The 13,213-nt window shown below is 71.3% G+C and carries 14 protein-coding genes; 9 read left to right on the forward strand and 5 right to left on the reverse strand.

All coding sequences use genetic code 11. The annotated features are described in order from the left end of the window. Positions 1 to 65: 65 nt before the first annotated feature. Positions 66 to 1,160, reverse strand: a complete 1,095-nt coding sequence (gene sepH / locus DY218_RS29785; protein ID WP_128559275.1) for a septation protein SepH — start codon at positions 1,158 to 1,160, stop codon at positions 66 to 68. A 460-nt stretch (positions 1,161 to 1,620) separates the two neighbouring features. Between sepH and DY218_RS29790 the strand changes: the two genes are divergently transcribed. Next, on the forward strand, positions 1,621 to 2,811 hold the full coding sequence (locus DY218_RS29790; RefSeq protein WP_128559276.1) for a hypothetical protein: 1,191 nt from the start codon (positions 1,621 to 1,623) through the stop codon (positions 2,809 to 2,811). 39 nt (positions 2,812 to 2,850) lie between these two features. Here the strand turns inward: DY218_RS29790 and DY218_RS29795 are convergent, their stop codons facing one another. Together DY218_RS29795 and DY218_RS29800 are read right to left on the reverse strand one after the other, a co-directional pair. Then, positions 2,851 to 4,179 carry a D-arabinono-1,4-lactone oxidase gene (locus tag DY218_RS29795; RefSeq protein WP_128559277.1) on the reverse strand — a complete coding sequence of 443 codons (1,329 nt, stop codon included), beginning with the start codon at positions 4,177 to 4,179 and terminating at the stop codon, positions 2,851 to 2,853. After that, positions 4,130 to 5,380, reverse strand: coding sequence for an MFS transporter (locus DY218_RS29800; protein WP_128559278.1), 1,251 nt, complete (start codon positions 5,378 to 5,380; stop codon positions 4,130 to 4,132). Before DY218_RS29800 ends, DY218_RS29795 begins: the two co-directional genes overlap by 50 nt. A 105-nt stretch (positions 5,381 to 5,485) precedes the next feature. Between DY218_RS29800 and DY218_RS29805 the strand changes: the two genes are divergently transcribed. Further along, on the forward strand, positions 5,486 to 6,613 hold the full coding sequence (locus DY218_RS29805; RefSeq protein ID WP_128559279.1) for a ferrochelatase: 1,128 nt from the start codon (positions 5,486 to 5,488) through the stop codon (positions 6,611 to 6,613). A 9-nt stretch (positions 6,614 to 6,622) separates the two neighbouring features. Then, positions 6,623 to 7,423, forward strand: coding sequence for an inositol monophosphatase family protein (locus DY218_RS29810; RefSeq protein WP_128559280.1), 801 nt, complete (start codon positions 6,623 to 6,625; stop codon positions 7,421 to 7,423). Positions 7,424 to 7,532: 109 nt separating this feature from the next. On the opposite strand, the gene DY218_RS34655 is transcribed toward DY218_RS29810, so the two are convergent. Then, positions 7,533 to 7,694: a hypothetical protein gene (locus DY218_RS34655; RefSeq protein ID WP_199566895.1), complete on the reverse strand. Its 162-nt coding sequence runs from the start codon at positions 7,692 to 7,694 to the stop codon at positions 7,533 to 7,535. A 377-nt stretch (positions 7,695 to 8,071) separates the two neighbouring features. Between DY218_RS34655 and DY218_RS29815 the strand changes: the two genes are divergently transcribed. The 4 genes from DY218_RS29815 (at position 8,072) to DY218_RS29830 (ending at position 11,556) form a co-directional block, all read left to right on the forward strand. Continuing rightward, positions 8,072 to 8,725: a response regulator transcription factor gene (locus tag DY218_RS29815; protein WP_128559281.1), complete on the forward strand. Its 654-nt coding sequence runs from the start codon at positions 8,072 to 8,074 to the stop codon at positions 8,723 to 8,725. A gap of 7 nt (positions 8,726 to 8,732) precedes the next feature. Further along, positions 8,733 to 9,980 (forward strand): sensor histidine kinase, encoded by a 1,248-nt coding sequence (locus DY218_RS29820; RefSeq protein ID WP_128559282.1) that lies wholly within the window; start codon positions 8,733 to 8,735, stop codon positions 9,978 to 9,980. 402 nt (positions 9,981 to 10,382) lie between these two features. Next, positions 10,383 to 10,679: a DUF4193 domain-containing protein gene (locus tag DY218_RS29825; RefSeq protein WP_119295704.1), complete on the forward strand. Its 297-nt coding sequence runs from the start codon at positions 10,383 to 10,385 to the stop codon at positions 10,677 to 10,679. Positions 10,680 to 10,692: 13 nt separating this feature from the next. Continuing rightward, entirely contained in the window at positions 10,693 to 11,556 is an 864-nt protein-coding gene (locus DY218_RS29830) for a hypothetical protein (RefSeq protein WP_128559283.1), read from the forward strand. Positions 11,557 to 11,569: 13 nt separating this feature from the next. Here the strand turns inward: DY218_RS29830 and DY218_RS29835 are convergent, their stop codons facing one another. Beyond that, positions 11,570 to 12,052, reverse strand: a complete 483-nt coding sequence (locus DY218_RS29835) for a DUF3093 domain-containing protein (protein ID WP_128559284.1) — start codon at positions 12,050 to 12,052, stop codon at positions 11,570 to 11,572. A 21-nt stretch (positions 12,053 to 12,073) separates the two neighbouring features. On the opposite strand from DY218_RS29835, the gene DY218_RS29840 reads away from it, so the two are divergent. Together DY218_RS29840 and dut are read left to right on the forward strand one after the other, a co-directional pair. Beyond that, a complete protein-coding gene (locus DY218_RS29840; RefSeq protein ID WP_407703703.1) occupies positions 12,074 to 12,700 on the forward strand; it encodes a PaaI family thioesterase in 627 nt (208 codons plus the stop codon). Then, a complete protein-coding gene (gene dut, locus DY218_RS29845) occupies positions 12,697 to 13,212 on the forward strand; it encodes a dUTP diphosphatase (protein WP_128559286.1) in 516 nt (171 codons plus the stop codon). The genes DY218_RS29840 and dut overlap by 4 nt, the downstream gene beginning before the upstream one ends. The last annotated feature ends 1 nt before the right edge of the window (position 13,213 follow it).

Genomic DNA, 13,213 nt, shown 5'->3' on the forward strand with positions numbered 1-13,213 from the left:
CCGGCCGGTCGGAACCACTCGGTCCGACCGGCCGGGGCCGATCCGTACGGTACTGCCGCCCGCGATCAGTCCTGCTTCTTGCGCCGGGTGCCGAAGACGATCTCGTCCCAGCTGGGCACCGCGGCCCGCCGTCCCGGACGGACGCCGTCCGCTTCGGCCTGCCGGTCGGTGGTCCCGACGAGCCGGTCACGGTGGCCGGCCACCGCGCGCGGCATCAGCACATCCGCGTACGCCGATCCCGCGGACGCCGCGGAGGCAGGCGGCTCCTCGGCCTCCGCTTCCTCCTCGGGCTCCTCCACCGGTGGCTGCTCGGTGGAGGCGGGAGTCGCCGCCCCCGTCGCGGTCGGACGCTCGGGCACCACCATGTCGCCGCGGAAGCTCGGCACCGCCTCCAGCAGGCTGGTGAGCGAGTCACGGCCCTGCTCGGACGAGGCGGTCGCCGTCGTGTTCTCCTCCGGGGCCTCGGCCGGCGCGGGCAGACTCGGCCGCTCCATCTGCCGGTCGAGGGCACGGTCGAGCGGCCGGTCCCGCGGCAGCCGCGCGATCCGCGGTACGAACGGGAAGCTGGGCTCCGGCGGCGCGGCGATGTCGTCGGACTCGCCGATCAGCGAGCGCGCCTCGTCGTCCACTGCCTGTACGAGCCGTCGCGGCGGGTCGTACGTCCAGCTCGCCGAGTGCGGTTCACCGGCGACGCGGTAGACGAGCAGCACCTCCCAGGTGCCGTCGTCGCGCCGCCACGAGTCCCACTGGACCGTCTCCTTGTCGACGCCGCGCAGCAGCAACCGCTCCTGGACCGCCTCACCGAGCTGCGGCCCCGCGTTCTCCCCGGGCCTGCGTACGGGAGTCTTGCGGGCCCGTTCGGCCATGAAGGCGCGCTCGGCGAGGACCGGGCCCTCGAAACGGCGCACCCGGTCGACGGGGATGTTCGCGAACTGGGCGACTTCTTCCGCGGTGGCTCCCGCGCGTATGCGGGCCTGGATGTCGCGTGGGCGGAGGTGGCTCTCCACCTCGATCTCGATCTGGCCGAGGCGTGGACGATCGCCGCGCACCGCTGCGCGCAGCCGCTCGTCGATCGGAAGCGTGTACTCCGTCGCGTCCGCAGCCTTCAGCACCAGCCGTGTGCCGTCGTTGCTGACGGCCACGACACGCAGTTCGGGCATGGGGACCTCCCGGGTGGTGCCTGCCGACGTCACGTGCGTCGCTGCTTCCGCTAGTCGAGTGTGGCCTGCCCGGGTGCAGCCTGCCACTACCTTGCCGAGTTGCCCGGCGTGTCGGGCGTGGGCCCTGGAGCGCCGTTATGGCACGGTGACCTATTCGCAACTCTGAGTGACAGGTCGTCACTCTGTGCAGCGAACCCCCTCCCGAAGAGCCATGACGGCTACCGGGCACCCAGGCTGGAGACCGGACCCAGGGCTCGCAACAGTACTCCATTCGGGCCACTCGGGTGGGCCGCCGCGCCGCCGAACTTGTCCCTGGGCAAGGGAGTTGACGCTCGAAGATCGCAAATCGCCCGCGGGTGAAGGTGTTCTGCTTCACAGAATCAGCAGAAACGGAACTAATCACTTCGCCCAAATGTCCCATCTGTGTACAGGTAGGCGAGTTGGCGATCAAGGGACGGGAATGGCCGATCAGTCGGGGACCGGTGAGGAACGCAAGAAGAAGCGCATCGAGCTGAGCGTGCCGCAGGTGGCGGGCAGTGCGGTGGCGGCCGTGATGGCCGCGAAGCTCGCCTCCAGCTTCGGTGTCTACGGCACGATCCTCGGTGCGGGTGTGATCAGCGTCGTGGCCACCTGCGGCGGGCCCGTCTTCCAGCATCTGTTCTCGCGCACCGGCGAGCAGGTGCGGGAGGCGGCCGAGCGGGCCAAGCCGGGGGCCCGGCAGGTGCCGTTGACCGAGGACGGGCGTCTGGTGCCGGAGACGTTCCGGGCGGGCGGCACCGCGGGGGACGCGGCGGCGACCGCCATGCTGCCCGCCGTCGACGCGGCGGGTACGGCCCGGGGAGCGGGCGGCTGGAGCGGCGCGGCGGACGCCACCACCGCGCTGCCCACGGTCGGCGGACCGGCTGCCGAGGCGGAGCGGACGCAGCTGCTCGGCACCGTGCCGGGCGCTGCCCGTCCCGTCGCGCCCGCGGAGGCCGAGAAGACGACGCTGCTGCGCGCCGTCGCCCCGGAGCAGTCCGACGACGACGCCACCCGGATGCTGCCGCGAGCCGAGGAGACGATGCTCCTGCGCACCCCGCAGGGGGCGGGCGGTCCCACGGACCCGGGCGGCTTCGTACCGTCCGGGGGGCCCGGGCAGCCGGGCCGGTCATCGGATACGGCCGCGTACCGGGACTCCGGAGTGCAGGGCAAGCGGGTGCGCAGCTGGAAGCGGCCGCTGCTCGGTGCGGCCGTGGTGTTCGGTGTGACGATGGCCGGCATCACCACGTACGAGATGGTGTCGGGCGAGAGCTTCAGCGGGGGTGACCGGCCGACCATCGGTCAGCTGACCGGAGATGGTTCCTCCGGCTCCGATCCCGCGCCGACTCCGACTCCGGAGTCGTCCACGGGGCCGACCGACGGTGAATCCGGCGGGACCACGGACCAGGAGCCGGACGCGGGGCCGACCACCCCGGACACGGACGGCGGGCCGACCCAGGGCGACAGCGGCCGGGGTGAGGAGTCCGACGGCTCCTCGAAGACGAAGTCCCCCGAGCCGAGCGTCACGCCCACCCCGACGCCTACGCCCACCCCCTCCGACAACACCGGAGGCGACGAGGACGACGGCGGTGACGTCCAGGAGCGCGGCGTGCAGAGCCCGGCCGCCGACTGACCGGCTCGGCCCCCGCCCGCGGCGCGTCCGGCCGGCGTCTCAGTCGCCGAGGACGCGCCGCAGGTACGGGTTGGCGAACCGGCGGTCCGGATCGAGCCGGTCCCGCAGCGCGGTGAACTCCTCGAAGCGCGGATACACCGATGCCAGGTACTCGGCGTCCCGGGTGTGCACCTTGCCCCAGTGCGGACGGCCGCCCGCCTCGGTGAACAGGCGCTCGGCCGCGGTGAAGTAGCGCTGGTACGGGGTGCCCCGGTACATGTGCACCGCGATGTAGGCGGTCTCCCGGCCGGAGGCGGTGGACAGCGCGATGTCGTCCGCGGGCGCGGTGCGCACCTCCACCGGGAAGCTGACCCGCAGACCGGAGCGCTCGACCATGGCGCGCAGCTCGCGCAGGGTCGGCACCAGGGCCTCGCGCGGGACGGCGTACTCCATCTCCATGAAGCGGACCCGGCGCGGACTTGTGAAGACCTTGTAGGGAATGTCCGTGTAGGTGCGGGCGGAGAGCGCACGGCTGGAGATCTTGGCGATGGTCGGGATGGTCGCCGGGACCGTGCGGCCGAGCGAATTGACCGCCTGGAAGACGCCGTTGGAGAGGATCTCGTCCTCCCACAGACCGGCGAGCGAGCTCACCGGGGCCTTGGGGCCCGTGCTGCGGTTGTTGCGCTTGGTGTTGCAGTTCCCGGTGTGCGGGAACCAGTAGAACTCGAAGTGCTCGTTCTCGGCGACGTGCTGATCGAACTCGGCCGTGACCCGGTCGAAGCTCATCGGCTCCTCGCGGGCGGTGAGCAGGAACTCGGGCTCCACGGCGAACGTCAGGGCCGTGATCACGCCGAGGGCGCCGAGGCCGATCCGGGCCGCCGCGAAGACGTCCGGATTCTCGGTCGCCGAGCAGGTCAGTACGGTGCCGTCCGCGGTGACCAGTTCGAGCGCGGTGATCTGGGCGGCTATGGAGGCCGACTCGCGGCCGGTGCCGTGCGTCCCGGTGCTGGTGGCGCCGGCGACCGTCTGCTCCATGATGTCGCCCATGTTGGTCAGGGACAGGCCCTCCCTGGCCAGCGCGCGGTTCAGGCGCTTCAGCGGAGTGCCGGCCTCCACGGTGACCGTGCCCGCCTCGCGGTCGATCGACCGGATGCCGGTGAGCAGATCGGGCCGGATCAGCACGCCGTCGGTCGCGGCCGCGGCGGTGAAGGAGTGGCCGGTGCCGACCGGCTTCACCCGCAGGCCGTCGGCGGCGGCCGAGCTCAGGGCGGCGCTCAGTTCGTCCACCGAGGCGGGGGAGACCTCCCGCTCGGGGCGCGAGGTGACGTTCCCCGCCCAGTTACGCCATGCGGTCCGCGGTGCTTTCGTGCCGCGTGCTGTCGTACTCATGCGCCTCTCCCCGCTGCGGCACCGGCCGGTTCAGCCGGTGGTACCCGAGGAAGCCGACCACGGCCGCGACGGCGCCGGCCACGGCCGGCACCCCGTACCCGGCGTCCGCACCGGCCGCGTCGATCACCATGCCGCCGGCCGATGAGCCGAGCGCGACGCCGACCGCGAGCCCGGTGCTCACCCAGGTCATGCCCTCGGTCAGTTTCGCGCGTGGTACGTGCTGCTCGACGAGGGCCATGGTGGTGACCATCGTCGGTGCGATGGCGAGGCCCGCGACAAAGAGCGCCACGGCCAGGAGAGGAAGGCTCCCGACCAGTTGAAGCGGGATCATACTCACGGCCATCGCACACACACCCAGGAGCCACCGTTTCGCCGGCGCCCCCTTGAGGTGCAGCATGCCGAAGACGACCGCGGCCGTGCAGGAGCCCAGCGCGTACACCGCGAGGACCAGGCTCGCCGCCGACTTGTGGCCCTGCTCCTCGGCGTAGGCCACGGTGACCACGTCGATCGAGCCGAAGATCGTGCCCGTCGCGACGAAGGCCAGGACCAGGACCTGAAGTCCCTTCGAGCGCAGTGCCGTTCCGCCGGAGTGCTGCTCGCGCGGATGCGGCACCGGCTCGGTCGCCCGCTGCGAGGTGAGCCAGAAGACGCCGGTCGCCAGGAACAGCGAGGCGAGCAGCGGCCCGGCCTCCGGGAACCAAGTGGTGGAAAGGCCGATGGAGATGATCGGGCCGAAGATGAAGCAGATCTCGTCCACCACGGACTCGAAGGAGTACGCGGTGTGCAGGAGCCGAGGCTGCGTCCCGTAGAGGGCGGCCCAGCGCGATCTGATCATCGAGCCGAGGCTCGGCACGCAGCCGACCAGGACGGCGAAGACGAACAGCGTCCAGTCGGGGAGCCCGTACCGCGCCGAGAGCAGCAGCCCGGCCGCACCGAGCAGCGAGACCACCATCGCCGGCCGCAGGACCCGCCGCTGACCGAAGAGATCGACGAGCCGGGAGATCTGCGGGCCGCACAGGGCCGCCGAGAGGGCGAGCGTCGCGGAGAGCGCGCCCGCCAGGCCGTAGCGCCCGGTCAGCTGCGACACCATCGTGACGACGCCGATGCCCATCATGGCCAGCGGCAGCCGGCCGATCAGTCCGGCGGCGGAGAAGGCGCGGGTGCCTGGGGCCGCGAAAACGGCGCGGTAGGGGCTGGGCAAGTACGGCTCCGGTAAGGCGTATGGATGGCTCATACAGCTTACGTGCGCCGGGAAGGGCCGTCTGCCGGTTTTCGGTGGGCTCGGCGGGGGTGGCAGGATCGAGGCATGTCAGATGTGCTCGATTCCACCCCTTACGACGCCCTCCTGCTGCTGTCCTTCGGCGGACCGGAGGGGCCCGACGACGTGGTCCCCTTCCTGGAGAACGTCACCCGCGGCCGCGGCATCCCCAAGGAGCGGCTCAAGGAGGTGGGGCAGCACTACTTCCTGTTCGGCGGCGTCAGCCCGATCAACGAACAGAACCGGGCCCTGCTCGACGCTCTCCGCAAGGACTTCGTCGCCCACGGCCTCGACCTGCCCGTCTACTGGGGCAACCGGAACTGGGCGCCTTATCTGACCGACACCCTCCGCGAGATCGCGGCCGACGGTCACCGCCGCCTGCTCGTCCTCGCCACCAGCGCGTACGCCTCGTACTCGGGCTGTCGTCAGTACCGCGAGAATCTCGCCGACGCACTGGCCGCGCTGGAAGCGGAAGGCATCGAGCCGCCCCGGGTCGACAAGCTGCGGCACTACTTCAACCACCCGGGCTTCATCGACCCGATGACCGAGGGCGTGCTCAACGCCCTCGACGCGCTCCCCGAGGGCGTCCGCGCGGGCGCCGAACTCGCCTTCACCACGCACTCCATCCCGACCGCGGCGGCCGACACCTCGGGCCCGGTCGAGGACCACGGCGACGGCGGGGCGTACGTACGCCAGCACCTCGACGTGGCCCGTGTGATCGCCGACGCGGTCCGGGCGGAGACGGGCGTCGACCGGCCCTGGCAGCTGGTCTACCAGTCGCGCTCCGGCGCCCCGCACATCCCGTGGCTCGAACCCGACATCTGCGACCACCTCGAGGAGCGGCACGCGGCCGGCGTCCCCGCGGTCGTCATGGTGCCGATCGGTTTCGTCTCGGACCATATGGAGGTGCTCTACGACCTCGACACGGAGGCCACCGCCAAGGCCGCGGAACTCGGCCTTCCGGTGACCCGCTCGGCCACCGTGGGCGCGGACCCGCGCTTCGCCGCAGCCATCCGCGAGCTGGTCCTGGAGCGGGCCGCCGCCGAGCGGGGCGCGGCCCCCGAGCGGTGCGCACTCGGCGCGCTCGGTCCCAGCCACGACCTGTGCCCGGTCGGCTGCTGCCCGGCCAGGACGCCCCGTCCCGCCGCCGCGGGCGCCGACAGCACCTACGCGTAAGGACGCACCGTGACCGAGCAGTTGAGCAACGAACTCCGGGACCTCGCCGTCGAGGCCGCGCACCGGGCCGGTGACTTCGTGCGCGACGCCCGCCCCGCCGACCTCGGCGTCGCCGCCACCAAGACCAGCGCCGTCGACGTCGTCACCGAGATGGATCTCGCCTCCGAGAAGATGATCACCGGCCATCTCGCGGAGCGACGCCCGGACGACGGTTTCCTCGGCGAGGAGGGTGCGAGCGAGCCGGGCACCAGCGGCGTCGAATGGGTCATCGACCCCATCGACGGCACCGTCAACTACCTGTACGGCCGCCCCGCCTGGGCCGTGTCCATCGCGGCCCGCAAGGACGGCGTGACCCTCGCCGGCGTGGTCTACGCGCCCGTGCAGCGCGAGACCTTCCACGCCGTGCTCGGCGGCGGCGCCCACCTCGGCGATCGACAGCTGCGCGTACGCCCGGCCCCGGAGCTCGGCCAGGCCCTGCTCGGCACCGGCTTCGGCTACCTCGCCGAGCGCCGGGTCCGGCAGGCCGAGGTCGTACGGCAGCTGATCCCCGAGGTGCGGGACATCCGGCGGGGCGGCTCCGCGGCCATCGACCTGTGCGACGTCGCCGCGGGCCGGCTCGACGCGTACTACGAGCGCGGCCTGAACCCCTGGGACCTGGCGGCCGGCGAGCTGATCGCCCGGGAGGCCGGGGCGCTGGTCGGCGGCCGCCCGGGAGAGCCGGGATCCGGTGACCTCCTGGTGGCCGCGCCGCCCGTCCTCTTCGAGGACCTGCAGGGCCGCCTGGACACGCTCGGCGCCTGGCACGACTGAGGCCGTCGGCCGCCGAGCACGGAAGGCGTCCACCACGCACACGAGAGCCCCGGTCCGCCCCCTCCTCGAAGGGGGGGACCGGGGCTCCGTGCGTACGGCTGCGTACGGCTCAGGCGACCTGCACGCCGTGCTCGGCGGCCAGGCGATGCAGATCGTCCAGCTCGGCCTGCTCGACTTCGGCGAGGAAGTCGTCGCCGTCCTCACGGGCCTGGGTGAGGTCGGACTCGGTGGCCCTTATGCGTTGCAGGAGCCCTGCGGTGAATGCGTCCATGGTGCGCCCCCTCGTCGTGGTCGTGGGTCGTCGGCACGGGGGTGTGCCTCGGGAAGGGGCGATCACGGCTCCCACCGTCCGGTCCCGTCTCCGGGAGCCCCTGCACCACGGGGGTGGCGAGAGGCGTGGACGACTCGTGGCGTGCCACATGCAAAGCGTGATCGCGCGGGTGTGCAGTCGTCCTCCCCATGGTGTCTCCGGCAGAAACCTCAACCGGAGCCGCAATCGCCGAATTCCCGTTCCCGGGCACCGAATCCGAGCGGCCGCGAGCGGTCCCGAGTGCCTCTTACAGCCGGTTTACGGCCGAAAGGGGCAGGATGGAGCCCACACCCCTTGATCGGACGGCGTCGACCGACGCCCGTGGGAAGGACTGCGAAGTGCGCGTACTCGTCGTCGAGGACGAGCAGCTGCTCGCCGATGCCGTGGCCACCGGGCTGCGCCGGGAGGCCATGGCCGTCGACGTCGTGTACGACGGAGCGGCCGCCCTCGAGCGCATCGGGGTCAACGACTACGACGTCGTCGTGCTCGACCGGGACCTCCCCGTCGTGCACGGCGACGACGTCTGCCGCCGGATCGTCGAGCTCGGCATGCCCACGCGCGTACTGATGCTCACCGCATCCGGCGATGTCAGCGACCGCGTGGAGGGCCTGGAGCTCGGCGCCGACGACTATCTGCCGAAGCCCTTCGCCTTCACCGAGCTCACCGCGCGCGTGCGGGCACTCGGGCGGCGCACCACGGTGGCCCTGCCGCCTGTCCTGGAGCGCTCCGGCATCAAGCTCGATCCGAACCGCCGCGAGGTGTTCCGGGACGACAAGGAGATCCAGCTGGCCCCCAAGGAGTTCGCGGTCCTCGAGGTGCTGATGCGCAGCGAGGGCGCCGTCGTCTCCGCCGAGCAGCTACTGGAGAAGGCCTGGGACGAGAACACGGACCCGTTCACCAACGTGGTCCGGGTCACCGTCATGACGCTGCGCCGCAAGCTCGGCGAGCCGGCCGTGATCGTCACCATCCCCGGCTCCGGATACCGGATCTGATCCCTCCATGGCCGCCACCCCGCCTCCCCCCACGGCGCCCCCCAAACCCACCTGGGACCCACGGCACACGGACCTGCCGTTCCCCTGGCTGCGCCCGACCATCCGGATAAGGCTCACGCTGCTGTACGGCGGCATGTTCCTGATCGCCGGGATCGTACTGCTCGCGATCATCTACCTGCTCGCCGCCCAGGCGGTACGGGTCGGCAACGACCTGCCGTTCCGCCTGACCGGCGGCGACTTCGCCGCCGACAGCAACGCCTGCCCGGCACTCGCAGGCCGCACGTTCAACAACACGGAGACCTTCAACGAAGCGATCCGCGCCTGCATCGACCACCAGCGCCAGAAGGCCCTCGACAACCTCCTCAGCCGCGCCCTGCTCGCCCTCCTGGGCCTGAGCGTCATCGCCTTCGCCTTCGGGTACGCGATGGCCGGACGCGTCCTGTCGCCGCTCGGCCGGATCACCCGTACCGCCCGCCAGGTGGCCGGATCCGATCTGTCCCGCCGGATCGAACTGGACGGCCCGGACGACGAGTTGAAGGAGCTCTCGGACACCTTCGACGAGATGCTGGAGCGCCTGGAGCGGGCCTTCAACACCCAGCAGCGCTTCGTCGCCAACGCCTCGCACGAGCTGCGCACCCCCCTCGCGATCAACCGCACCCTGCTCGAGGTGCAGCTCTCCGACCCAGGCGCGCCCCCGGAGCTCCAGCAGCTCGGCAAGACGCTGCTCGCCACCAACGAGCGCAGTGAGCAGCTCGTGGAGGGCCTGCTGCTGCTGGCCCGCAGCGACAACCAGATCGTGGAGCGCAAGCCCGTGGACCTCGCAGAGGTGGCCTCGCGGGCGGTCGACCAGGTGCGTATCGAGGCCGTGGAACGGGGCGTGGAGATCCGCGGCGAGCGCGAGCCGGCGGTTGTGCAGGGCAACGGCGTACTGCTCGAGCGGATCGCCCTGAACCTCGTGCAGAACGCCGTCCGGTACAACGCCGCGGAGGACGGCTGGACCGAGGTCACCACCACCGTGGAGCACGGCCAGGCGGTCCTGCTGGTGACGAACACGGGCCCCGTGGTGCCGGCGTACGAGATCGACAATCTTTTTGAGCCGTTCCGGCGCCTGCGCACGGAGCGGACAGGCAGTGACAAGGGAGTGGGACTCGGGCTCTCGATCGCCCGGTCCGTCGCCAGGGCCCACGGTGGCCGTATCATCGCCGAGCCGCGCGAGGGGGGTGGGCTCGTGATGCGTGTCACTCTTCCCCAGTAGCCGGCGCCGCCGGGCAAGGCGCCGATCCGGCCCCGTGTTCGCTTTTGGCGGAATTTTCGGGACCTCGAACCGTGGATTCTCTGTGGAATCGATCACAGCGGGGAATTCCGAGCGTCTACACTCCGTGCTCGCCGAGACGGAATAAAGCCCGGAACATCCGGGTTTTCGGGGGTCCGGATGACGGGAAGTACACGGGGTGACGCCCGTGTAGTGCGACATTCGGACCGTGTACGGTCCCGATCGCCATCCAAGCCGATCACCTCTTCCGGGGTGCGGTTGGGTGTCGATTGAGTAACAGACCTTGATGTGAGGCAAAATCTCCGCCTCAGGTCGGGCACAAGTCCGGCCTCTCACGCGTTACGTGCGCTGAGACACCGCAGACACCCGGAGGGGGAGAGCGACATGGCAACGGATTACGACACCCCACGTAAGACCGATGACGACCTCAACGAGGACAGCATCGAAGAGCTGAAGGCCCGGAGGAACGACAAGTCGACGTCGAATGTGGACGTGGACGAGTTCGAGGCCGCCGAAGGTCTCGAACTACCTGGAGCGGACCTCTCGAACGAGGAGTTGGCCGTCCGGGTGCTGCCCAAGCAGCAGGACGAGTTCACCTGCATGAGCTGCTTCCTGGTGCACCACCGCAGCCAGCTGGCCCGCGAGAAGAACGGCCAGCCGATCTGCCGCGACTGCGACTGAGTCAGGGGCCGCCGTGAAACGCTCCACCCCGCCGCGGAAGCACCGCTTCCGCAAGGCTGCAGCTGACGGTGACCCGATCGAAGAAGCACGTGACGCCGAGCGAGGCCGTACGGCCTCGCTCGTTGCTGCGGAGGGCCCGGGGACCGCGGCCCGCCCCGCTGACGGGGACCTGCCCGCGGCTCCGGCGCCCACCGGGCGCCTGGCCGCCGTCCGTGACGGCGTCCGCAAGTCGAGCCGTGGGGCCAAGGCCCGGATCGGCCAGATCGCCGACCGGATCATCGAGACCGCCCCCCGGATCCCGGTGCGCGATCTCGCCACGCTACGACGGCACTTCCCGGGCCTTGGGCCCGAGCAGATCGCCGACAAACTCGTTTCGGGGGCCTGCAAGGCCTCCTCGACCGTCGGCGCCGGAGTCGGCGCGGCAGCCATGCTGCCGGTGCCGCCCGCCATGCCGGCCGAGCTGGCCACCGAGGTCACCGGTGTCGCCGCGATCGAGCTGAAGCTCATCGCCGAGCTGCACGAGGTCTACGGACTGCGCCCGCCGGGCCCGCTGACCCAGCGCTCCACCGCCTATCTGACCGCCTGGACCCAGGAGCGGGGCATCGAGGTGACCAGGCCCGCGACGATAAACGCGGCACTCGGCGGCCAGATGAAGCGCGAACTCCGCCAACAGATCATGAAGCGCATGGTGCGGAACATGCCGAATCTGCTGCCCTTCATGGTCGGCGCCGCCGTAGGCGCCCTGATGAACCGCCGGGACACCAAGAAGCTGGCCGACCGCGTCCGCAAGGACCTGCGCGCCCACCAGGTCTCGTGGGACGAGCTGGGCGAACTGCCGCCACTGGGCCCGCCCGAGGGCGTCCCGGGCCTGCCTTAGGCGCGGGCTTGCCTCAGGCGCCGCTCTCCGAGCCGTGGTGCGCGGCCCGGGCCTCGTTCACCGCCGACACCAGACGCTCCGGCTCACGCGTCGAGAGATAGACGTACGGCGTCGGGTCCTGCGGGTCCACGACCGGGATCCGTACGGCCGTGCGCACATAGCTGCGCAGCAGCATGAAGGCCCGCGGATCGGCCCGGTGCATCCGCCACTCCAGGGCCGCGGTCTCGTCCAGCGCCTCCGGCTCGCCGAGCGCGGCCACCGGAATCTTCGCGTCCCCCGCCACCAGCAGGCCCGCCACCACCCGGACCCGGGCCGAGCCGTACGCGCTCACCGCCACCGCCGACAGCGCCCCGCCGCCGATCAGACCGCCGAGCAGCGGCAGTGCCCCGAGCGGCAGCAGCATCACACCGCAGCCGAGGGCGATCAGGACCGCGACCGCCCACCAGGAACGGGGAGCGGTGAGGCGTTCGTCGTAGTTCTGGACGAGAGGCTGCATGAACCAAGCTTGGCACGGTGCATGGCCGCCGACGGCGCGCGGGTAAGGTCTGCGGCTGTGACTGGACGAACACCTTCTCTTACGCCCCCGGACGACGCCGTGGCACCGGTGCGCCACGCGGACGCCCCTGCTCCGGGTGAACTGCTCGGTGCGCACTACGAGTACTGCTTCGGCTGTGGCGACGGCCAGCCGCACGGGCTGCACCTGCAGGCCAGGGCGGCCGCCGGCGAAGGTGTCGCGATCACCGCCGAGTTCACCGTGCTGCCCGAGCACCAGGGAGCGCCCGGGCTCGCGCACGGCGGCGTCCTGGCCACCGCGCTCGACGAGACCCTCGGCTCGCTCAACTGGCTGCTGCGGGTCATCGCGGTCACCGGCCGGCTCGAGACCGACTTCGTACGGCCCGTCCCGGTCGGCACCGTGCTGCATCTGGATGCCGAGGTCACCGCCGTCGCGGGCCGGAAGATCTACTCCACCGCGACCGGCCGGATCGGTGGGCCCGACGGACCCGTCGCGGTCCGCGCCGACGCGCTGTTCATCGAGGTCAAGGTCGACCACTTCATCGACAACGGCCGCCCCGACGAGATCCAGGCCGCGATGCAGGACCCCGACCAGGTCAGGCGCGCCCGAGCCTTCGAGGTGAACCCGTGAGCCGCCCGCCCCTCGACGTACAGATCCGCCGCATCGACCCCGAGGTGCCGCTGCCGGCGTACGCGCAGCCCGGCGATGCCGGCGCCGATATCAGGACCACCGAGGCCGCCGAACTCGCCCCCGGCGAGCGCGTGGTACTGCCCACCGGGGTGTCGATCGCGCTCCCCGAGGGGTACGCGGCCTTCGTGCACCCTCGTTCGGGCCTGGCCGCTCGCTGCGGTGTGGCCCTCGTGAATGCCCCAGGGACGGTTGATGCCGGGTACCGTGGGGAGATCAAGGTGATCGTGGTGAATCTCGATCCGCACGACTCCGTACGGTTCGAGCGCTTCGACCGGATCGCCCAACTGGTCGTTCAGCAGGTCGAGAAGGTCCGCTTCCAGGAGGTCGCGGAACTCCCCGGATCCGTGCGGGCCGAGGGGGGCTTCGGGTCCACCGGCGGGCATTCCGCCGTGAGCGGCCGCGAGGGTGGGAATCGATACGCTTCGGTCGTATCCGACCGGGAAGGACAGTGAC

It is taken from the genome of Streptomyces triticagri (assembly GCF_003429565.1).
Taxonomy (GTDB): domain Bacteria; phylum Actinomycetota; class Actinomycetes; order Streptomycetales; family Streptomycetaceae; genus Streptomyces; species Streptomyces triticagri.